Source organism: Pseudomonas fluorescens (genome assembly GCF_041354075.1).
Taxonomy (GTDB): Bacteria; Pseudomonadota; Gammaproteobacteria; order Pseudomonadales; family Pseudomonadaceae; genus Aquipseudomonas; species Aquipseudomonas fluorescens_CE.
The window spans coordinates 19,352-40,881 of record NZ_JARZGC010000034.1 but is presented as its reverse complement, the minus strand read 5'-3'; the positions used below and the strand labels follow the sequence as shown (position 1 = coordinate 40,881).

The window sequence follows — 21,530 nt, the reverse complement described above, 5'->3', positions numbered from 1 at the left end:
GGCGAGTCGAACCTTTTCAATCGCTGTTTCGCGAGTGAAAGGAGGAAGTGGCGGGCGAGCTTGTTCGTTGGACATGGCGGTGCCTCCAGTTTTTAATGGTGTTTCCGAAACTTGAAAAGTTACGGGTATTACTTGTTTGAGTGATGCCGTGACGCTGGGTGTGTTACGGTCGTTGCCTGTTGATGTGGTCAGAGTAGAACGAACGTTCTCCTTGGTCAAGCGGCTACTGCGTTTTTTTTTGGTGGGAGGCTTTCGCGGGCGATTTGATGGCGCTCTGAAGTCGCTTTTTCAATGGCTCCAGATCGGAAATGGCGTTAGCATCCCCTTTACAGGATTTAAACAGCTCGTTTTTTCGGATCAGGGTCGCATTGTGGAAAAGCTAAAACGCCTTCAAAGCGGAATAGAAGGGCTCGATGCCTTGCTCAAGGGTGGGTTGGTCGAGGGGGCTTCATACATCATCCAGGGGCGCCCGGGATCTGGAAAAACGATTCTCGCGAATCAGCTTGGATTCCATCACGCAAGCAATGGCGGGCGGGTTTTGGTCGCTACCTTGTTGGCTGAATCCCATGATCGGCTTTTTCAGTTTCTCTCGACTCTGGAATTCTTCGATGCCTCCAAAGTCGGCGCTGACATCCAGTTCGTCAGTGCTTTCGACACCCTCGAAAATGAAGGTCTGGATGAAGTGGTGAAGCTGCTTCGTCGTGAGATCAGCCGGCAGAAAGCCACAGTGATGGTCGTGGACGGGTTGCTGAATGCGCGTTCGAAAGCCGACTCGCCGATCGACACCAAGAAATTCATTTCGGAGCTGCAAGGACACGCGGCCTTTGCCGGATGCACAGTGCTGTTCCTGACCAGCTCCCGTCTCGATGATGGCAGCCCCGAGCACACGATGGTGGATGGTGTGATCGAGATGGGTGAAGAGCTTTTCGGCACTCGCTCGGTGCGTCGAATTCAACTGCGCAAGACGCGGGGCAGCGGCGCAATGACCGGCCTGCATGAGTGTGAAATCACCGAGAAGGGATTGGTGGTTTATCCCCGGCTTGAAAGTCTGTACAGCCATCCCTCGTTGCCTGACAGCGCCGACATGACGCGTATTCCCAGTGGGATCGAGTCACTGGACGACATATTGGGCGGAGGCCTGCACAGTTCCAGCGTTTCGCTGGTCATGGGCCCCTCCGGGATTGGAAAGACCACGCTGGGTCTCAAGTTCCTGGCGGAGTCGACGGTGGATGCACCGGGCCTGCATTTTGGCTTTTATGAAAGTCCGCAGCGATTGCGCTTGAAAGGGGTGTCACTGGGCATCGACATCAAAGGCATGGAAGACAGTGGCGCGCTGACCATTGCCTGGCAACCTATCACCGAAGGCCTGCTCGATGCTCTTGGCGCGCGCCTGCTGAGCCTGGTTGAAGACAAGGGTATCAAGCGTGTGTTCATCGATAGCCTGAGCGGTATGACACGCGTCACGACAAACCCGGCGCGGATTACCGACTTTTTCAGTGCACTGATGAACGAGCTGCGGTCTCGGGGCGTTACGGTATTTGCTTCCTGGGAAATGCGCGGTCTGTTCGGCTCCGAGATCAGTGCGCCGAACTCTGACCTGTCCAGTATTGTCGACAACCTGCTGCTGATGCGGTTTGCTGAAAATCAAGCTGAACTTAGCAGGACCCTGTCCATTCTCAAGGTACGGGACAGCTCTTACGACCCTTCCAGATTCGAGGTTGTCATCCGTGATCAGGATGTCTTTCTGAAAAAGGCATCAAGACATGAACCCACTGAGTCATCACCCGGTTCAACATCTTAAAGTCTCTGCGTGGGTTGAATTAACATGACCACCATCCTGGTCGTCGACGACGAGTATTTGATAGCCGACATTCTCAGTTTCGCACTGGAGGATGAGGGTTTCATGGTGGTGACTGCGGGTAACGGGCAAAAAGGCCTTGAAGTGCTGGACAGAGAACGACCCGCCTTGATCATTACCGACTTCATGATGCCGGTCATGGACGGCCTGGAGTTCGCCACAGCTGTCCGGTCACTTCCCTCGAGCAATCATCTACCCATCATCCTGATGAGCGGTGCGCAGGCACACCTGGGCATGCAGAGATCGGATCTGTTCGATGTCGTGTTGGCAAAGCCATTCAATATCGACTCGATCATTGCTGAAGTCAGGAAGCTTTTGTCCTCGAATTGATAAGTGTCGGTGTGAGGAAACACTGGGGGGGCGAATCGACGAGTGTGCCCGCCCAATGGTTTTCGATAGCCAGTCACTCGCATCCCAGTCGGGGAAAAAGCTCGGCAGGATCTCGAGACTCCTCATTCATTTTGGCGCAGGCTTTGTCACCAGCTGCTCTGTCGGGATATCCCTTTTTCAATCGTACTTTTTCCCGGTTGTCATATACGTCAAAGCCGCAGGAAACGGTCTGTGCGTAATACCGCGCTCCCACGTGGAAGGATTCACGTTCGATCGGCACTGCGGGTACGAGAACGAATCTTGGCTGCATTGATCGCACCTCCCCAGGTTGAGACTTTAGTATTAGTCGATTGGGTATAGGCTGACAACGCAGCTCATCGGGATCCTGGGCGGGAGGGTGATGAGGACCCTGGAGCACCCGAAAAATGATTTCACGCTCATAGACAGGAGCCAGTGCCGCAATGGCGTCCGGTTCGCCCATGAGTCTCAGCATTCGCACCCAACGTCCATCAGCTCGACTGTCATCGCGGCGACTGAAAACCCAGGGCGGGCCTCGAGGCGGCTGGCATTTTTGGGCAGGTCTGCGAACAAGGTGGCCAACACCGCTGGGTCGAGCGTCAGACTGACCGTCAGGTAGGGCTCTCCGGTGTCGGCGGGATGCACTGAACCCACAGATGTTACTGCAGGGTGTGGGTTGGGACGTCGTACCCACGGATTCCCTGGCCGTGCATGTCGCCAAGCGGGTTCAGGCACCTTGCGCCTTGAGTATCGCGCTTCAGGTTCCTGGTTCCATGTCCCGTGGTTCGGCCATGAATGTCAGCGAAATCATCGGGGCCGGGGTGCTGGCCAGAGTCCACGGGGAACTGATCGCTACACCCGACGCCACGCCGCGTCATTTCGACTTCGGCCAAGGCGAGGTCCCCTGTCGGCCACCGGTGGCGCGGCGGTCGTTTTGAGCGGGGAGGGCACGCGAGCCGTTAGCCATCGCTGATGCAGGACGACCAACGACCTCCCTCATCCGCTACTCACACAACCGCAGCCTCAACCGTCCTGGAGTGCCAGGCAAATCCCAGCACCATCAGCAAGCCCAGACCTGCCATGGCCGCTCCGGCCAGGGAAATCGCCGGGTAACCCAGGCCTGCATTGATCACTGCGCCCCCCAGCGCCGCACCGATGGCGTTGCCAAGATTAAAGGCCCCGATGTTCACTGCCGAGGCGAGGTTGGGCGCGTCCTTGGCCGCTTCCATCACGCGCATCTGCAGCGGCGGCACCAGGGCGAAGCTGGCGATGCCCCAGATGAGGATGGCGATGGCGGCGGGCAGCGGCCAACGCATCAGGACGGTGAACGCCAGGAGGACGAGAATCAGCACGCTCAGCGATACGATCAGGGTGCGATCGATCGAGCGGTCGGCGGCCTTGCCGCCCCACATGTTGCCGAGCGTCAACCCCACGCCGAACAGCACCAGCATGGCAGTGATGAACGCGGTGGACGCGTGGGTTTCGCTGCTGAGGATCGGCGCGATGTAGGTGAAGACGGTAAACATCGCCCCGGAGCCGACAACGGTCAGGGCCAGTGCCCCCAGTACCGGGCCACGGCCCAGCACGCGGATTTCGGCCATGACACCGACGCTTTTCGGCGCCGGGAGGTTGGGCAGGGCGAACCACAAGGCAGCCATGGTCAACACGCCGAGGCCGGTGATGCCCCAGAAGGCTGTGCGCCAGCCGAGCAACTCGCCAAACCAGGCGGCCAGCGGCACGCCGCCGATGGTTGCCAGGGTCAGGCCCATGAACATCGCCGCGACCGCACCGGCGCGTTTTTCCGGGGCCACCACGCTGGCGGCGACGATGGAACCCACGCCAAAGAAGGCACCGTGGTTCAGCGAGGTCACTACCCGGGCGACCATGAGGCTGTAGTAGTCGGTCGCCAGGGCGGACATCAAGTTGCCCAGCGTGAAAATCGCCATCAGACCGATCAGCAGATAGCGCCGGGGAATCCGGCCGGTGGTCAGGGTCATCAGCGGGGCGCCGAGCAGAACGCCCAGGGCGTAAGCACTGACCAGCAGTCCGGCGGCCGGAATGGAAACGCCGAGATCCGCCGCGATGCCGGGCAACATGCCCATGGGGGCGAACTCGGTAACGCCGATGCCAAAGGCACCAATGGCGAGTGCGACAAGTGGTGGATTGATACGCATGGAAGGCTCCTTATCTATGCCGGCAATGCTACGATCCGCCATTCCAAGGCGGTAGATGGCATTTTTGGTAATCACCTTTGCGTAAGAGGCACAAATGGACGTCAGCGGCAGATCGGGTGAAATGGACGTTTTCGTCACCGTGGCGCAAGCAGGCAGCCTGTCAGCGGCTGCGCGTGCACTGGGCCTGACGCCCTCGGCGGTCAGCCGGATCATCGCGCGTGCCGAACAACGCCTGGGCACTCGGCTGTTGCTGCGGACCACCCGCGCAATCACCTTCACCGCCGAAGGTGAAGCGTTCCTGCGCGGCGCCCGGCGGATCCTGGCCGACATGGCCGAGGTCGAAGAAGCCATCGCCGACCAGGGCGTGCCACGGGGCCGATTGCGGGTCAGCGCTGCCCTTGGCCATGGCCGGCTGGCCATCGTTCCCCTGGTGGCCGCCTTCAGCGAACGCTATCCGAACATCGTCGTCGACCTCACCCTGGGTGACGAAGTGGTCGACATTCTCGCCGGTCAGGCCGATGTGGCGGTGCGCTTTGGCCACCTGCCGGACAGTCCGCTGACCGCCCGCAGGATCGGCTATACCGGCCAGGTCGTGGTGGCGTCGCCCGCTTACTTGCAGCGCCACGGCACCCCTCAGGAACCGGAGGACCTGCTACGACACAATTGCCTGCGCTTCAACTTCCGGCGTGCCGAACCCCACTGGCCGTTCGCCCGCGACGCCAGGGCATTTTCCCTGAAGGTCAGTGGCAACATCGAATGCAGCAGCGGTGAAGCGCTTGCGCAGCTCGCGCGGGTTGGCGCCGGCATTGCGCGGATCGGCGAGTTCAGCGTGAAGGAGGACCTGCAAAGCGGCGCACTGATACCGCTGCTCGAAGACTGGAATCCGGGCGACCAGGAACCGATTCACGTGGTGTTCGTCGGTGGCTCGTCAATGCCGGCGCGGGTGCGGGTGTTCGTGGATTTTCTACTGGAACATCACCACACCACGCAAATGGTGTGATGCTCCTGGCAATGTCGGCTATAAAATTCGGACGGCGGTGTGAAGCCGGATACCGCTTGATCTCGATTTTGCAGGAGACGACTCAATGGCCATTTTCAACGTCCAGCACATCGACCACATTGTCCTGCGTGTGGCGGACATGCAGCGAAGTCTCGAGTTTTATGTCGAGGTGCTCGGGTGCTCGGTGGCAAAGCACAACGAGCAATACGCGATGATCCACCTACGGGCGGGAAGCTCGATGATCGACCTGGTGGACATCGATGGGCCGCTCGGCGCGCAAGGCGGCGCGGCGGCCGGAAAGGAACGACGCAATGTCGATCACTTCTGCCTGCGTGTCGAACCCTTCGATGAACAGGCGATCATCGAGCACCTGCAGCGCCATGGCATCACCGTCGAGAAGGCGGTGAACCGCTATGGCGCACAAGGCACGGGCCCGTCGATCTACTGCTTCGACCCCGATGGCAATCAAGTCGAGCTCAAGGGTGGGGTTCTGGCGCAGGGTGCGTGAACGGCGGTCAATCCTTGCCCGGCGGTTTAAATGACGGGACGTTTGCGATACCTTGCCGGCCCCGAAATCGACACGTGTTCATGGAGGAAAAATTGCGGATCTACATCACAGGCGCTTCGTGTGCAGGCATCACCACCCTGGGTTCCAACCTTGCCCCTTTGCGTGATCTACGGCACGTTGATGTCGATGATTTCTACTGGATGCCGACCAATCCTCGTTTTACCACCAAACGACCTCCCGCCGAGCGCGTTTCATTGATGCAGCAAGCACTCGCTGACGAGGATTGGGTGCTGACTGGCTCCTGCATGAATTGGGGCGATGCGCTGATTGCCCGTGCCGATCTGATCGTATTCGTGGTGACGCCAACCCCCGTTCGCCTCGAACGGCTGGCCGCGCGTGAGAAGGAGCGCTTTGGCGATCGGATCGCGCCCGGTGGCGACATGCACGACATTCACGTGGCGTTTCGGGAATGGGCCTCGCAGTATGACGATCCGAACTTTACCGGCCGCAACCGGGCTTGGCACGAGGCGTGGTTGACGGCGCAGACGATCCCCGTGTTGAGGATCGATGGCGCGAGCGATGCTGGGCGAATGGCGGCGGATGTCATTCAAGCGTTGTCGCAGCTCTCGCAATAGCCGTGAACGGGCAGGCTGACGCGCGCTGCTGTCGTGATGCGGGGTGTCTGAAGGCCAGCGAAGGCTGGTATGCATCGTCGGAACGCCAGCTCGCTCCTACAGTCCGAAAACCTCGATCAGCCCGACACACCCGGGACCTGCATGTCAATCTTGCGCCACGCCGCTTGCGCGAAGCTGTAAGTCGAAAACGCGATCAAGCCCAGAGCCATCGCCAGCAGCACCAGCCAGCCTGCCGGTAGATTCTGCAGGGCATCCAGGGCCTCTTTCATGCCCGGTGGATCCATCGCCTTGTAGTTCGAGCCGCTGACGATCAGCAGCAATGCGATCTCGATGAACACCAGCCCCCGGGCAATCAGACCCACGCGGGATACCGGGCGCACGTAATGCATGACCTCTTCATCCGCCTCGAAATACTTCTCGAACGTCCTTTTCCAGCCCTTGTAGATGTGCGCGATACCCACGCCCAGAGGCACCAGGGCAATGAGGTAAATCAGGACATTGGAATGGTCCCAGGACAAGAGGTGCGCCAGCAGATCCCGCGTCTGGCCGCCGCCGGAATTCTCCGTTTGCCGGATGCCACTCACCAGCAGGCTCAAGGCAAACACCGCGAGCGCGCCGTTGACCATCCCGCCGGCAAACAGTCCGGCCCGAACGACCAGCCCTTTGAGCGACGTGCCATGCCGATCCACGTCGCGCACCGCTTGCAGCATCCGCCAGGCGGCGAAGGCAAACAGGCCCAACACCACCAATCCGATGAGCACATAACCAAACGGCTGACCCAAGAGCGCCTCAAGACTCTTGTGGCTGTCCTTGGGTTTGGTTGAGTCGAGCGCGGCCAACAGGGCGAAAATCCCGATGATCAGATAAAGAATACCGCGCGCGGCGTATCCAATTCGTGCGAGCAAGACCAGGCTCTGTTGGGCCGACATGAGATGATTTTTCCGAGTGCTGATACAAGAGCAGACCGGTTTGGGGGCGCAGGGTTCGAATCGACCGCGCAAAGCCGCACTCAAGCGCTACCCCAACCGCACCCCGGTAATCCCCAACATGATCATCAAGCTGACCAACGCCCCGATCCCGGCGCCAATCCACCAGCTTTCGTTTGCGGTCTTGCGGCACACGCCGTGGGACAGCAGCACGACCCGCAGGCCCGAGAACAGGTGGGTGATGACAAAAAACACGCCGATGGCGTAGTGCGGCAACAAACGGATGCTCCACGGATCGCGGAGCATGCCCACCGGGTCACCGGAGGCGAAATCCCAGCCGGTTTCAATGCCCGCATAGGTTCGCGCGAACACGAACACGGCGTTGAGGTGGCCCAGGATGAAGACCGACAGGAAGACACCCGACCCCACCTGAAAAATCCGGTAGTTGTCGCTGCCGACTGAGCTCCAGTTCCACGCCAACCGCAGCCCGCTCGCCACCTGGAACAGCAGGGCGATCACCAGAATGGGCTCCACGAACGGCGAGCGGTAGATCCTGCGACCGATCTCCATGACTTCGGTATGGCTTTCGGGCCCGGCGAGACCGAATATATGGTTGAACAAGTGGAACACCACGAACAACAGAACGACCACTCCGGCCACACCATGGGCCACGCGCAGGGCTGGCATGGCGCGGATCGGGGCGACAGGCCGTTCGATACCGCTGGCGGCTTTGGACAGAAACAGCCCCAGGCCGAGCCACAACACCATCCAGATCAATTCGTCCGGTACCGGGCTGCCGAGCATGAAGTTATTGACGCCGATAAAGCAGTACAGGGTCGGCGCGCAAATCATGAACAGCGCCAGGCGACGCTGACGTAACTGGCTTGCGGCGTTGTGACGACGATCGATCGCTCGGCACGCCAGGATCAATCCGGCGGCGGGCACCGCGAATACGACGAGCATCAACAGGATGGCCAGTATCAGGGAGCCTGTAGTGATCGGGTTTGCGGCGCCGCTTCCAGTTATTACCGCGTGAAAGGCATTCAGAAAGAACGGGTAAATCGCTGTAGCCAGCACCGGCACCCAGATCGTTCGTTTAGTTGTCAGCGTGATTTCAAATGGGCGCGCGGCCCCACTTGTGGACATGACTTGATCCTCGGGAGTCGCCATCGATTAGAGTCGGCTTCGCAAACGGGTTGAATTGAACACACCCCATGCTCGCAGATATCGAACGCGTTATTGAGCGTGCATAGGTTTGGTTCGCTTATATGAAGGTGTTATGGCTGTCGCAAACTCGGGAGCCGCCGGGTGTTTGACTCACTGATTGCCGGCAGCGCAGCCGCTGACACCTATGTATAGCTACCGCAAAGCGGCGTGAAACGTATTCTTCGACCTGTTTTTTCACTCTTCGAACAGGTATGGAAATGTCGGCTCTGCGAAACATGAATATTGCGCCACGTGCTTTTATCGGCTTTTCGCTGATTGCCCTGTTAGTCGTCGCACTGGGCATATTCGCCATGAATCGCATGACACTTATCCGACAAACAACGATCGATCTGGAAACCAATATGGTGCCAAGTATCGTGCACTTGGGCGATGTGCAGGAAAATACACTTTACTTGCGAGTCGTTGCCTCGCGAATCGTCAACAACCGCGAGCCGGCCAAGTTGGAGCAATTCTATAATTCCATACCCGGCTACATCGACCAGTTGCGCAAAGCCAAAAATGCCTATGCTGCGACGCCGGCGACCGATGAAGAGAAGCGCGTATTCAGTCAATTCAACGCGGGGCTCGACACCTACCTGGCCATTCAGAGTCAGGCGCTGGATCTTTCACGTCAGGACAGGATCGTCGAGTTGCGGGAGCTGCTCAACACTCACCTGGCCACTGCGCTCGATGCGATGCTGGGTCACCTGCAGACGCTGATCGATATCAATCGCAAGGCGGCGGCAGATGCGTCGAAGGCGGCCAGCGAGCAATTCGATCATGCCCGTGAGGCGATCATCGCGACCTCGATCCTGGCCGTCGGGCTGACCGTCTTTCTTGCCTGGCTGCTGACGCGCAGCATTGTTGCGCCTCTGGGCCGGGCGGTGCAGGCCGCCGAGCAAATCGCTGCTGGCGATCTGACGCAACTGATCGAAGTCGCAGGCAAGGACGAACCGGCGAAGGTGCTGACCGCGTTGCACGTCATGCAACAGAACCTGCGCCGTACCATCGAGCAGATCGCCGGATCGGCCTCGCAGTTGGCCTCCGCGTCGGAAGAGCTCAATGCCGTCACCGACGAGTCGTCCAGAAGCCTGCAAAACCAGAATGGCGAAATCGAACAGGCCGCCACCGCCGTCAACGAAATGACCGCCGCGGTGGAAGAAGTGGCGCGCAATGCTGTTTCCACCTCCGAGGCCTCGAAGCAGTCGAACCTGATCGCGGTGCATGGCCGGGATAAGGTGGTGCAGACCACTGCGGCCATCGAGTCGATGACCATCGATGTGCAGAACACCTCGGTGCTGGTCGAAGGCCTCGCCGCGAAGGGGCGCGATATTGGTCGGGTACTGGATGTCATTCGCTCCATCGCCGAGCAAACCAACCTGCTGGCACTGAATGCGGCGATCGAGGCCGCCAGGGCAGGGGAAGCGGGGCGCGGGTTTGCGGTCGTGGCTGACGAAGTGCGCGCGCTGGCCCATCGCACCGCCCAGTCGACCCAGGAAATCGAAACCATGGTCGCCGGCATCCAGAGCGGCACCCATGAGGCGGTGATTTCCATGGCACGCAACACCGAGCGCACCCAATCGACACTCGAGCTGGCCAACGCCGCCGGTGAGGCCTTGAACCAGATCACGGCCTCCATTGCGCAGATCAACGAGCGCAACCTGGTGATCGCCAGCGCGTCGGAGGAACAGGCGCAAGTGTCCCGTGAGGTGGACCGCAACCTGGTGAACATCCGTGATCTGTCGATGCAGAGTGCATCGAGCGCCCATCAGACTACGGCGGCCAGCAATGAGTTATCGCGCATGGCCGGTGATCTGGGGGCGATGGTGACGCGATTTGTGGTGTGAATCTGCCGCGTTCGGCCTTTCAACCGGTCTTTGCCAACTCGTCCCCGGCCTCGTGCGCCTGCACCGCCTGGGCAAGATCCTCGGTCATGCGCAGCTCCACGCCCGTCGCTGAATACTGCGCGGCGGCCGCGAAGGGCGCTGAGGCCACCGGCACCGGGTGCTCGCGGCGACGCCAGACGAAGAACGCCACCATCGCCAGATTGATCACCGCGAACGCCCAGAACAAACCCGAAGGGCCCGCCCAGGTCATGACCGGGGAAATCGCCATGGGGCTGACAGCAGAACCCAGGGAGTTGATCAGCAACAGACCCTGGATCATCCGCACCAGTGCACCATCCGGCGCACTGTCGGCGGCGTGGCTGACCGCCACGGGATACACCGCGAAGACGCCACCACCAAGCAGGAACATGACCAGCAGCATCGGCCAACCCGAGGAGGGCAGCATCACGGCGGCGACCGACAGCACGGCGCAGGCGGCGGCGAGGATAATCAGCACGCTCTGGCGATCCTTGCGGTCCGACCAGCGCCCGACCGGATACTGCAGGACCATGGCGCCGAAAATCACCGCCGCCATCATGTGCCCGACTTCGGTGACATTAAGGCCGGTTTTCTGCAGGTACAGCGGCAGCAGGGTGTACACCGCCGCGATGGCGACACCGGAACCGAAACAGCCCATGACTCCGGTCGGCGTGATGCGCAGCAACTTGCCCGGGTGCAGCGGCTCCGCACGTTCAACCAGCGGCGTGACCTTGGGCAGCATCACGATCGGCACCAGCGACAGCGACGCCAGCAGGGCGGCAATGGTAAACGGCACCGCCTCGCCAGCACCCATCACCGTGCCCAGGCTCAACTGCCCCAGCAAACCGGCGCTGTAGAGCGCAATCATGTACAGCGCCAGCAGGCGCCCGCGAATTTTCGGTTCGGCCACCAGCAGCAGCCAGCTTTCCACCACCAGGTAAACGCCGACGATGGCCCAGCCGTTGACCAGGCGCAGGATTGACCAGATCCATGGATCGCTGCACAGGCTCTGCAGGGAAATGGTCACCGCGATCAACGCGGCGAAGCAGCTGTAGGCACGAATGTGGCCGATGCGGGAAATCAGGCGTTCGTTGAAGACCGAGCCCAACGTCAGGCCGATGAAATACGCCGACGACACCATCCCCACCATCGTCGCGGAGAAGCCCATGGCATCCAGGCGCAGCGTCGTCATGGACGACATCAGCGCGCTGCTGATGCTCATGATGAACAAACCCAACAGCGGAGCCAGCGCCATGGACAGCAATTGCACAGACATAACGACCTCAGTGATCAATCAGATAGGTATCGTTGCTGGCGGTGGCTTTATTGGTATTGTTCAGCGGGCAACTCAGGGCGCGCATCTTAGCGGGCCGGAGGGCGCTGTTGAAGACGGTGGCGGCAAGATTTTCGGTGTTTTTTGCAGCGGTCCGATGGTCGGGCGGGGCATCGATGATCACATCGGGCAGCCTCTCGATGTTGTGGATCGGGACGAAGATCGTCGAGCCCGTGCTTGCATCGCCACGGTGTTCGGACATATGCAGTTGCCTCGATTGCACAATGTCTGAAATCAAGGCCGGCCACAAAAACCGGCCAATTTCTTGACCTGCTGGCATTTTAATGGTCCCCTGCGCGCCTGTTTCAGGTGTCCCATGCCGCCGTGCATGGGGTGAAACGGGAAGCCGGTTCGTCATCTTCGCGATGATCAGTCCGGCGCTGCCCCCGCAACGGTATGCGAGCGAAGCATTCAACAAAACCACTGTGCCTTGGCATGGGAAGGTGAATGCTTCATGACCCTCGCGAGCCCGGAGACCGGCCTGAAGCATCGTTTGGCAAACCCGCGGTGGGCGGGCGCAGGCCGGTTTCCGTGGGCGCGTGCGCCTGCGATTCCCTATGCGTTGTTCCCTCCGGGATGCTTTCATTCCTGCTTCAAGTGGAACGACATGTCCCGAAATTCTCGCTTCAGCTCTCAAGGCTCCCTGCTGCGTGCAAGCCTTGTCCCCTGTCTTTTTCTCAGCGTCCCGGCCTTGGCGGTGGAGGACGAAAAGTCCCTGGCGTTGCCGGCCACGGCCATTACCGGTCTGGCCGATCAGAGTGCTCAGCCTGATCTGTCGACGCCGGGCACCAGCGGTTCCCGGCTCAACCTGACACCGCTGGAAACACCCGCCAGTGTCACCAGCATCAGTGCCGAGCAGATCCTCAAACGCAACAACGCCACGGTGCAGGACGCGATCACACGCTCGCCCGGCATCACCTACATCGGCACGCCGGGCAACGGCGGCACGGCGTTGTCGGCCCGGGGTTTCACCGGGCACAGTTCGACCATGCAGCTCTATGACGGCACGCGCCTGTACGTCGGCGCGGGGACGGTGACCTTCCCGGTCGACACCTGGTCGGTCGAGCGCATCGACATCCTGCGCGGACCGGCGTCGGTGCTGTACGGGGAGGGCGCGACAGGCGCCGTGGTCAACGTGGTGCCGAAGAAACCCTTCGAGGGCGAAGTGCGCAATCGCGTGCGCCTGGGCTACGGTTCCGATGACCGCCGCCAGGCCGCGCTGGACAGTGGCGGTTCGCTGACCGACACCTTGAGCTACCGACTGAACCTCAATCAGCTGGCCAGTAACGGCTGGGTCGATCGCGGAGATTCCGAGAGCCTGGCCATCAGCGGTTCGCTGCACTGGCAGGCCACCGACGACCTGAGCTTCACCTTCAGCCATGACTACGGCGACCAGGAGCCCCAGGCATACTTCGGCACGCCCTTGGTCAATGGCCACTTCAGCGAGCACCTGCGAGATCACAACTACAACGTCGATAACGCGACCGTGCACTACAACGACCAGTCCACGCGCCTGGTGACGGACTGGGTGATCAGTGACGACCTGACGGCCAGCAACCAGCTGTATTTTCTCAAGACCCAGCGCCGTTGGCGCAATGCCGAAACCTACACCTGGCTGCCAGGTGATCAGGTACGGCGCAGCAGTTTCATCAGCATCAAGCAGACCCAGGAGCAGATCGGCGATCGTCAGTCGTTCACCCTCAAGCACTCGCTGTTCGGGCTCGAGAGCCAGACCGTGGTCGGCGCTGACTACAACTCGATCCGCTTCGTGCGCAAACACGATTTCGGCAACGTCCATACCGACACCGTGCCGCTGGCAGGTTCCGGCGGGGGCGAGTATTTCAGTACCGACCCTTACCGCTCCCGCGAAGCCAACCAGGCCAGGCAGTTCTCGCTGTTCGCCGAGAACCGTACGCAGCTCACCGAGCGACTGTCGCTGATCACCGGGGCCCGTCGTGATCAGGTGCACCTCAACCGTGATGACCTGTTGGCCGATACCCGCAGCGACCGCAGCCTGTCGGGCGATAACTGGCGAGCGGGGCTGGTGTTTGCCTTGACGCAAGAGCTGTCGGTGTACGGCCAGTACGCCACCAGCACCGAGGGCGTGAGCAACTTGTTGACCCTCAACGCGGCTCAGCAGCAGTGGGATTTGAGCACCGCCAAGCAGACCGAGCTGGGAATCAAGCAGTTGCTGCCCGAAGGCCGTGGCGAGTGGACGTTGGCGGCGTATCACATCGTCAAGAAGAAGCTGTTGAGTACCGATCCGCTGAACCCGACCTTGCAGCAACAGGTCGGCCAGCAATCGTCGGACGGGATCGAGGCCACGCTTGAGCTGCGTCTGCCTTACGATGTTCAGCTGTCGGCCAACGCGGCCTGGGTGCGCGCCGAGTATGACGATTTCGTCAGTGGCAGCAGCGACTTCAAGGGCAACGAGCCGCTCAACGTGCCACGCCGTTCGGCCAACCTGTGGTTGAGCAAGAACTTCGGCGACCGCTTCAGCGTCGGCACCGGAGCGCGTTATGTCGACAGTCGCTACGGCGACAACGCCAACACGGTGGAGGTCCCGAGCTACACGGTGGTCGACGCCAATATCGACTGGCATGTGCAGCCGGACCTGACCCTGGGCGTGCAACTGAACAACCTGTTCGATCGCCAGTACGCCACCACCACCGGCAACAACGGGCGGCAGTGGTACCTCGGCGAGCCGCGCTCGTTCTTCGTCACGGCTGACTACAGCTTCTGAGGCGGTGGCACCGGCTGTGAGCCGGTGCCCCTGGAGACACGCGTCCATGACGAAGCTCAACATCGAAGGGCTGGGTTGGTCGGTCGAACCCCATCGGCGTCAGCCGCGCTGGCTGCTGCGCGGGGTCGACCTGGACGTTGAGGAGGGCGAGTTCGTCGGCCTCATCGGGCCCAATGGCAGCGGCAAGACCAGCCTGCTGCGCTGCGCCTTTCGTTCCAGCGAGCCCCATGAGGGGCGTGTCGCTCTGGAGGGGGAAGACCTTTGGCAACGTTCCTCACGGTGGAGCGCGCAACGCATCGCCGTGGTGTTGCAGGAGTTTCCCCAGGACTTTGGCCTCACCGTGCGTGACGTAGTCAGCATGGGGCGCACGCCGCACAAGGGACTGTTCGAAGGCGACACGCCGCACGATGCGCAGCTGATCGCCGAGGCGCTGGAACAAGTGGGGCTGGCGGCCAGCGCCGGCCAGGGTTTCGCAACCCTTTCCGGGGGTGAAAAACAACGGGTGCAGTTGGCCCGTGCTCTGGTTCAGCAACCGCAACTGCTGATCCTCGATGAACCGACCAATCACCTCGATCCCCGCTACCAGCTGGAGTTGCTCCAGCACTTGCGCAGCCTGGGCTTGAGCATCCTTGCCAGCTTTCATGACCTCAACCTCGCGGCGGCTTTTTGCGATCGGCTGTACGTCATCGACGGCGGCCGGATCGTTGCCAGTGGCACGCCGGATCAGGTGTTGACCGGCCCGTTGCTGCAGCAAGTGTTCGGCGTCGAGGCCCTGGTTGACCGCCACCCCTTGCACGCTTACCCGCGTATTACCTGGATCACTCGATGAAAAACCCCAGTTACCTGATCGGCCTGCTGCTTTTTCTTTTCACACTCTCCGGCGTCGCCGCAGAGTATCCGTTGACGATTCGCAGCTGCGATCGCGATGTCATTTTCAACAAGGTGCCGCAGCGGGTGGTGGTGCATGACGTGACCATGACGGCGATGTTCCTGCACCTGGGACTGCGTGAGCGCATCATCGGTTACAGCGGTTTCACCCGCAGCAAACATCGCGAGCCCTGGATCGACGAGGCGGTGCGCGGGGTGCCGCAACTGGCCAGCCGTTATCCGTCCATTGAGACCCTGCTCGGTGCCGACACCGAGTTGTACTTCGCCGGCTGGAACTACGGCATGCAGGTGGGCGGCCCGGTGACGCCGAGCACGCTGGCACCGTTCGGCATCGCCGTGTACGAATTGAGCGAGTCCTGTTCCTGGGTCATGAACCAGCAGCGTGCCCGCCTCGATGACCTGTATCGCGACCTGGGCAACCTGGGGCGCATCTTCTCCGTCGAAGAGACCGCGCAGACGTTGGTCGAGGCGATGCGTGGTCGTATCGATGCGGTGCGCGAGACGGTGGCACAGGCCGGACACAGCCCCCGGGTGTTCCTCTACGACAGCGGCGAAGATCGCCCGACCACGTCCGGGCGCCTGGGCATGCCCCAGGCGCTGATCGAAAGCGCCGGCGGCCGCAATGTCATGGACGATGTCTCGGCCAGCTGGACCCAGGTGAACTGGGAAAGCGTGGTCGAGCGTGATCCCGAGGTCATTTTGATTGTCGACTATGGACCACGAACCTGGCAGCAGAAACGCGATTTCCTGCTTGAACAGCCAGCGTTGAAGGACGTGCGGGCTATACGCGAGCGGCGATTCATCGTGCTGACCTATCTCGAGGTGACGCCCTCCATTGAAAACGCGCTGGCCGTCGAAAAAATAGCGGCGGGCCTGTATCCGCAATTGTTCGAGGGGAGAGCGCCGTGATCGGTGTGCGCAGTGCGGCAGGCTACCGTTGGCTGATCCCGGGCCTGAGTGCATGTTTGCTGGTGTCGTGCATCATGGCCCTGGCCTTCGGTCCCGCTGGCGTGCCTCTGGACAAGGTGGCGGGCATCGTCGGTGAGCGCCTGGGTCTCGAGTTGCCCATGACATGGACGCAAAATCAGGCGCACATCGTCTGGCTGATCCGCGCACCACGGGTGTTGTTGGGCGCCCTGGTCGGCGCGGGCCTGGCGCTGGTGGGCACAGCGCTGCAGGCGGTCACGCGCAATCCTCTGGCCGATCCACACTTGCTCGGCATCAGCTCCGGGGCGGCGTTGGGTGCCGTGCTGGTGATCCTCTACCTGGGCGAATTCCTCGGTGTGTTCAGCCTGCCGCTGGCCGCGTTTATCGGCGCGGCGGGCAGCATGCTGCTGGTGATTGCCGTGGCCCGACGCGGCGGGCGCCTGGACAGCGACCGGCTGCTGCTGGCCGGAGTCGCCGTTTCGTTCGTGTTGATGGCGATGGTCAACCTGTTGCTGTACACCGGCGACCAGCACGCCGCAGCCTCGGTAGTGTTCTGGATGCTCGGCGGCCTGGGTTCAGCCCGCTGGAATTTGATCTGGGTGCCGGCGGTGTGCGTACTGCTGGGGCTGGTCGCCTTGCGGGTCATGGCGCGTGGACTGGACGCGCTGATGAGCGGCGAACAGACCGCCGTCAGCCTCGGTTTCAGTGGCAAGCGATTGCGTGTGCACGTGTTCATCTGCACCTCGTTGCTCACCGGGGTGCTGGTGTCGCTCTCCGGCGCCATCGGCTTCGTCGGCCTGATGGTGCCGCACATGGCCAGGGCACTGGTCGGTGCACAAAACGCTCGACTGATCCCGGTGAGCGCGCTGCTTGGCGCGATTTTCCTGGTCTGGGTCGACGTCGCAGCACGCCTGCTGATCGCACCCGAAGACCTGCCGATCGGTATCGCTACGGCCGTGTTGGGTGGGGTGTTCTTTATTGTGCTGTTGCGGCGGTGATATCCATAGATGTGCTCTACTTCGACAGTTCATACCTCACAAGCCGACTCTGATCAGTCGAAGCTAGAGAACGACCCGGTAGTAGTTCTGCGTATCTTCCAGCACCGACCAGCGTACGACGCACGCTGTGTCATCCAGTGCAGCCTCGCCTTGATCGACGTTCGTGAGCAGCGTCCCGATCAGCGTGCAGATGTAATTGCGGATGCCCTCCAGTCTGTTGATATCCGCCAGCCGCAAGCTGTAGGTCCAGCTGTCTGCTGCACCATTGCCCGTTTCCCAGCGAAAAAGGCGCGCTGTGCCACTTTGCAGGCGCATCAAAGACCTTGGCGATACGCCGTTCATTTCGAAGCCCATATAGTTTTGATGCCTGACATCGGTGGGTTCATCCCACAAGTTGATATGAAGGAGAGGCTCAGGGCTGAAGCCACCTTCGGCATTGTCACAAAAGCAGCTCATCTGGAATGCGAGATGCGCTGTTGGTTTCTGCTTGCGCGTTTGCTTGCCTGCCGGGCCCGCACTTCGACCATGGATATCTGGCGCATGAGCCTGGGGCGCCAGTTGAGTTCGGAGGAAAGTCAGGCAGACCTCGATACCCTGATCGGCGAGCAGGCGAGCAGGCGAGCTTCGATCTGCCGGTTCTCCCGCCATCGCTCAGGAAACATCCATCCCCGTCGACTCCCGGGAAAGCGCCCAAAGCCGCTCGGCCAGTTCAGGATCGGCCGCCCATGGCGCCACGCCTTTGCGCCCCACCTCGGCGTGGTTGATCGGCGCGATGTTGCAGTCTTCGCAGTAGACGCCGCCGTGGTGGTTCAGGGCCTCGCTCGTGGCGCACCACAGGCCGGTGGCCGCACCCTGTTCAAGGGTCTTGAGCCCTGATTCCGGCTCGACCCTGGGTTTGCCGTGTTGATCAAATACGTCGAACGTGGCGATTTCCTCGGCGCTGAGGTGACGGGCCAGGTCGGTCAGGATCTGTCCCGGATGCAGCGAGAAGGCGCGAACACCATGAGGGCTGCCGCGTCGATCCAGCGCCAGGGCGAACAGCGCATTGGCGGTTTTCGACTGGCCGTAGGCGACCCACTTGTCGTAGGGGCGTTGCTGAAAATCGATGTCCTCGAAGTCAATCCCGGCGATCTGATGGCCCCGCGATGACAGGGCAATCACCCGCGCTTTTCCAGCGACCAGTGCCGGCCATAGCCCACAGGTCAGGCGGTAATGCCCCAGGTGATTGGTGGCGAACTGGCTTTCGTGGCCCTGGGCATCGCGCAGCAAGGGCGCGGCCATGATCCCGGCGCAGTTGATCAGCAAAGAGATCGGCGTGCCCTGTGTGACAACGCGGTCGGCGAAGGCCTGGATGGAGTCGGCTTGCATGAGGTCCATGGCATGCACTTCGATCTGTCCGGCACCGGCCAATGCCTCGCGGGCTTTGTGCGGGTCGCGGGCGGGCACGATGACGGTCGCTCCGGCGCCGGCCAGGCTTTTGGCCGTGACCAGGCCGATGCCGGAATGGCCGCCGGTGACGATGGCGATGCGACCTCTCAGGTCCACGCCAGCCATGACGTCGGCGGCGGTGCTGGCAGCATGAAAGGGTGAATGAATGGGCTGTTGTGGCGTAGGCATGATGAGCGTCCTCCTGCTATCGAGGTTGACTATTCTTGGTTACTATCGCCGGACAAAACAGGTCAGAACATCCAGGTTTTTATCGTGATCATCCAAAGCGCAACGTCCGATCCCTTATCCGATGTGCTCGCCATGACCGGTCTGCGCACGGCGTGCTCGGTGCGTCTGCAAGCCGGAGGCGTGTGGGCCCTGCGGTTTCGTCCCATCGAGTTGAAATTCAACGCGGTGCGGCGCGGCGAGTGCTGGCTGCTGACCGAGGGCGCGCCGGCTCAGCTTCTGCGTGCGGGCGATTGCTTCGTGGTGTCGCGTACACCCTTTGTCCTGGCCAGTTCGCCAGAGGTGCAGCCCGTCGATGCCGCCGTGGTGTTTGCCCATGAAGGTGCGTCGGCGAAGATGGGGGCAGGGGAGGACGTGGAGTTGCTGGGGGGCAGTGTGTCGGTCGAGCGTCCGGGGGCCGTCGAGCTGATCGACCTGTTGCCGCCGGCCCTGATCATTCCGGCCAGTGGCACAGGCGCTTCGTCATTCGCCTGGCTGCTGGATGAGCTCGATCGGGAGTGGCAATCGGCCAAGGTGGGCGCCTGGTCGGTGTGCAACGATCTGCTGCGAATGATCTTTGTCCACGCCTTGCGTTATCACATCTCCACAGCGGCCATGGAGCACCTGAACTGGCTCGCAGGGCTTCGCGATCCGGCCATCGCGTCGGTGATGGGGGCGATACATCGCCAACCGGAGAAAAACTGGAGGCTGGGCGAGCTGGCCGCCATGGCCTGCATGTCCCGTTCGAGTTTCGCCGCACGGTTCAAGACGCAGGTCGGGCAAGCCCCTGTCGAATACAGCGCGCGCTGGCGCATGCGCGTGGCGGCTGCACGCCTGGAGAAGGGCGGCGAGAGCGTCTCGGCCATCGCGGCTTCGCTGGGTTATCTTTCAGATGCGGCCTTCGGCGTCGCGTTTCGGCGTGTCCATGGGCAATCGCCGGGGCGGTATCGACGTGAGGTGGCGACCCAGCCTGTGGACGATGCGCTCCCCCGAACGCGGTGACGGTTGCCATCGCGCTCGGTCGAGCGAGGGTGGGTTATCCCGCTGATGTCACCCTTTCCGGCTGGCCGGAGTGACGGGAGGTGACCAGGCCGATGAACGAGATCGCCAGCGCCAGGCCGATGGTTGTACTGACTTCGGTGCGGTGCTGCGGGGAGATCATCATGACCGTCAGGGCCGCGCAGATGAACAGGATCACCAGCCACGTCAGCCAGGGAAACAACCACATGCGAAAGGTCAACTCGACGTTTTGCCGACGCAGCATTCGACGCATGCGCAACTGCGACACCGCAATCGCGAGGTACACCAGCAAGGCAATCGCGCCGGAACTGGCGAGCAGGAATTCGAACAACCCGGCGGGCATGAAGTAGCTCCACACGGTGATGGCCGCACCCAGCACGGTGCTGGCGAGGACCGCTGCCCGTGGCACGCCGTCGACCGAGGTCGCCTTCAGCGGTACGGGCGCGTCCCCACGGCGCGCTAGCGAGAACAGCATGCGCGAGGCGATGTAGATGGAGGAGTTCATGCAACTGGCCACGGCAATCAACACCACCACATCGACCATGAATTTGGCGTGGGGAATGTTCATGATTTCCAGCGCGCGCTGGTAGGAGCCTGTGGCGGCCAACAAGGGATCGTTCCAGGGCACCACCGAGATGACCACGAAAATCGACAGCAGATAGAACACCCCGATGCGCCACATCACCGAGCGCGTGGCCCGGGCAATATTCTGCGCCGGGTTGTTCGACTCAGCGGCCGCAATGGTCACCGCTTCGGTGCCGATGAAACTGAACATGATGGTGATGAAGGCGCCCACCACCGCTGACAGGCCATTGGGCGCGAATCCGCCGTGCTCGGCCATCAGGCTGCTCAACCCGCTGACTGATCGGTCGGGAACCCATCCTATCAACACCGCGAAACCCACGCCGATGAACCCCAGGATCGCCACGACCTTGGCCATGGCGAACCAGAATTCGAATTCGCCGTACTTGGACACGCTGAACAAGTTGGTCACCACCAGCGCAACGATGGAGCCGAGGGCGAATTGCCAGGCTTCGATCTGTGGGAACCACTGGTTCAATACGTGCCCGGCGGCCAGCGCCTCGATCGGGATGACCAGCACCCAGAACCACCAGTAGAGCCAACCTATGGTGAAACCTGCCCAGCGGCCAATGGCCTGGTCGGCATAGGTGGAAAATGAACCGGTGTCCGGGTTGGCCACTGCCATTTCGCCCAGCATGCGCATGACCAGCACCACCAGCAGGCCCGAGGCCAGATAGGCCAGCAACACCGCTGGGCCCGCCGCGGCGATTGCATGCCCTGAGCCCACGAACAAACCGGCGCCGATAATCCCTGCGATAGACAACATGGTGACGTGACGAGGCTTGAAGCCCTGCGCCAATTGGCCACTCGAATCCTTGGAGCTCGGGCTGATCATTATTGTTTTTCTCTGGTGAACGGCATTGAGA

General features: G+C 61.4%; 18 protein-coding genes, 4 pseudogenes and 1 riboswitch. Of the genes and pseudogenes, 12 read left to right on the top strand and 10 right to left on the bottom strand.

The genetic code is table 11. The features are described 5' to 3' along the window. Nucleotides 1-75, bottom strand: a pseudogene (locus QIW53_RS26265) (DUF1348 domain-containing protein); the annotation flags it as partial. A 292-nt stretch (nt 76-367) separates the two neighbouring features. Between QIW53_RS26265 and QIW53_RS26260 the strand changes: the two are divergent. After that, nucleotides 368-1,801, top strand: coding sequence for an ATPase domain-containing protein (locus QIW53_RS26260; RefSeq protein ID WP_371052498.1), 1,434 nt, complete (start codon nt 368-370; stop codon nt 1,799-1,801). A gap of 24 nt (nt 1,802-1,825) precedes the next feature. Beyond that, a complete protein-coding gene (locus QIW53_RS26255) occupies nt 1,826-2,188 on the top strand; it encodes a response regulator (protein WP_371052493.1) in 363 nt (120 codons plus the stop codon). Between the two features lie 73 nt (nt 2,189-2,261). Here QIW53_RS26255 and QIW53_RS26250 read toward each other — a convergent pair. After that, nucleotides 2,262-2,851: pseudogene (locus QIW53_RS26250) on the bottom strand (AraC family transcriptional regulator). Between the two features lie 11 nt (nt 2,852-2,862). On the opposite strand from QIW53_RS26250, the pseudogene QIW53_RS26245 reads away from it, so the two are divergent. Next, nucleotides 2,863-3,120, top strand: a pseudogene (locus QIW53_RS26245) (hypothetical protein); the annotation flags it as partial. A 93-nt stretch (nt 3,121-3,213) separates the two neighbouring features. Here QIW53_RS26245 and QIW53_RS26240 read toward each other — a convergent pair. Then, entirely contained in the window at nt 3,214-4,380 is a 1,167-nt protein-coding gene (locus tag QIW53_RS26240) for an MFS transporter (protein ID WP_371052491.1), read from the bottom strand. 94 nt (nt 4,381-4,474) lie between these two features. Between QIW53_RS26240 and QIW53_RS26235 the strand changes: the two genes are divergently transcribed. The 3 genes from QIW53_RS26235 (at nt 4,475) to QIW53_RS26225 (ending at nt 6,523) form a co-directional block, all read left to right on the top strand. Continuing rightward, on the top strand, nt 4,475-5,380 hold the full coding sequence (locus QIW53_RS26235) for a LysR family transcriptional regulator (RefSeq protein ID WP_371052490.1): 906 nt from the start codon (nt 4,475-4,477) through the stop codon (nt 5,378-5,380). 85 nt (nt 5,381-5,465) lie between these two features. After that, a complete protein-coding gene (locus tag QIW53_RS26230) occupies nt 5,466-5,888 on the top strand; it encodes a VOC family protein (protein ID WP_371052489.1) in 423 nt (140 codons plus the stop codon). Nucleotides 5,889-5,980: 92 nt separating this feature from the next. After that, a complete protein-coding gene (locus QIW53_RS26225) occupies nt 5,981-6,523 on the top strand; it encodes an adenylate kinase (protein WP_371052487.1) in 543 nt (180 codons plus the stop codon). A 116-nt stretch (nt 6,524-6,639) separates the two neighbouring features. Here the strand turns inward: QIW53_RS26225 and QIW53_RS26220 are convergent, their stop codons facing one another. Continuing rightward, nucleotides 6,640-7,452, bottom strand: a complete 813-nt coding sequence (locus tag QIW53_RS26220) for a DUF1206 domain-containing protein (RefSeq protein ID WP_371052497.1) — start codon at nt 7,450-7,452, stop codon at nt 6,640-6,642. Nucleotides 7,453-7,539: 87 nt separating this feature from the next. Next, nucleotides 7,540-8,412, bottom strand: a complete 873-nt coding sequence (locus tag QIW53_RS26215; protein WP_371052486.1) for a hypothetical protein — start codon at nt 8,410-8,412, stop codon at nt 7,540-7,542. A gap of 461 nt (nt 8,413-8,873) precedes the next feature. On the opposite strand from QIW53_RS26215, the gene QIW53_RS26210 reads away from it, so the two are divergent. Beyond that, on the top strand, nt 8,874-10,502 hold the full coding sequence (locus QIW53_RS26210; protein ID WP_371052485.1) for a methyl-accepting chemotaxis protein: 1,629 nt from the start codon (nt 8,874-8,876) through the stop codon (nt 10,500-10,502). Nucleotides 10,503-10,521: 19 nt separating this feature from the next. Here the strand turns inward: QIW53_RS26210 and QIW53_RS26205 are convergent, their stop codons facing one another. Then, entirely contained in the window at nt 10,522-11,796 is a 1,275-nt protein-coding gene (locus QIW53_RS26205; RefSeq protein WP_371052484.1) for an MFS transporter, read from the bottom strand. Between the two features lie 181 nt (nt 11,797-11,977). Next, nucleotides 11,978-12,064: pseudogene (locus QIW53_RS26200) on the bottom strand (glyoxalase superfamily protein); the annotation flags it as partial. Between the two features lie 79 nt (nt 12,065-12,143). Continuing rightward, nucleotides 12,144-12,352: riboswitch (cobalamin riboswitch) on the top strand. Nucleotides 12,353-12,460: 108 nt separating this feature from the next. Between QIW53_RS26200 and QIW53_RS26195 the strand changes: the two are divergent. Genes QIW53_RS26195 through QIW53_RS26180 form a run of 4 tightly spaced genes read left to right on the top strand, consistent with a single transcriptional unit; the run spans nt 12,461 to nt 17,409 of the window. Next, nucleotides 12,461-14,596: a TonB-dependent receptor gene (locus QIW53_RS26195; protein WP_371052483.1), complete on the top strand. Its 2,136-nt coding sequence runs from the start codon at nt 12,461-12,463 to the stop codon at nt 14,594-14,596. 46 nt (nt 14,597-14,642) lie between these two features. Beyond that, a complete protein-coding gene (locus QIW53_RS26190) occupies nt 14,643-15,425 on the top strand; it encodes an ABC transporter ATP-binding protein (protein WP_371052482.1) in 783 nt (260 codons plus the stop codon). Beyond that, nucleotides 15,422-16,393 (top strand): ABC transporter substrate-binding protein, encoded by a 972-nt coding sequence (locus QIW53_RS26185; protein WP_371052481.1) that lies wholly within the window; start codon nt 15,422-15,424, stop codon nt 16,391-16,393. The genes QIW53_RS26190 and QIW53_RS26185 overlap by 4 nt, the downstream gene beginning before the upstream one ends. Continuing rightward, entirely contained in the window at nt 16,393-17,409 is a 1,017-nt protein-coding gene (locus tag QIW53_RS26180; RefSeq protein ID WP_371052496.1) for a FecCD family ABC transporter permease, read from the top strand. The genes QIW53_RS26185 and QIW53_RS26180 overlap by 1 nt, the downstream gene beginning before the upstream one ends. A 63-nt stretch (nt 17,410-17,472) precedes the next feature. Here the strand turns inward: QIW53_RS26180 and QIW53_RS26175 are convergent, their stop codons facing one another. Beyond that, entirely contained in the window at nt 17,473-18,057 is a 585-nt protein-coding gene (locus QIW53_RS26175; protein WP_371052479.1) for a hypothetical protein, read from the bottom strand. Nucleotides 18,058-18,060: 3 nt separating this feature from the next. Continuing rightward, nucleotides 18,061-19,026 carry an oxidoreductase gene (locus tag QIW53_RS26170; RefSeq protein ID WP_371052478.1) on the bottom strand — a complete coding sequence of 322 codons (966 nt, stop codon included), beginning with the start codon at nt 19,024-19,026 and terminating at the stop codon, nt 18,061-18,063. An 84-nt stretch (nt 19,027-19,110) separates the two neighbouring features. Between QIW53_RS26170 and QIW53_RS26165 the strand changes: the two genes are divergently transcribed. Then, nucleotides 19,111-20,064, top strand: a complete 954-nt coding sequence (locus tag QIW53_RS26165) for an AraC family transcriptional regulator (protein ID WP_371052477.1) — start codon at nt 19,111-19,113, stop codon at nt 20,062-20,064. Nucleotides 20,065-20,098: 34 nt separating this feature from the next. Here the strand turns inward: QIW53_RS26165 and QIW53_RS26160 are convergent, their stop codons facing one another. Then, nucleotides 20,099-21,499: an amino acid permease gene (locus QIW53_RS26160; RefSeq protein WP_371052476.1), complete on the bottom strand. Its 1,401-nt coding sequence runs from the start codon at nt 21,497-21,499 to the stop codon at nt 20,099-20,101. Nucleotides 21,500-21,530 lie beyond the last annotated feature (31 nt).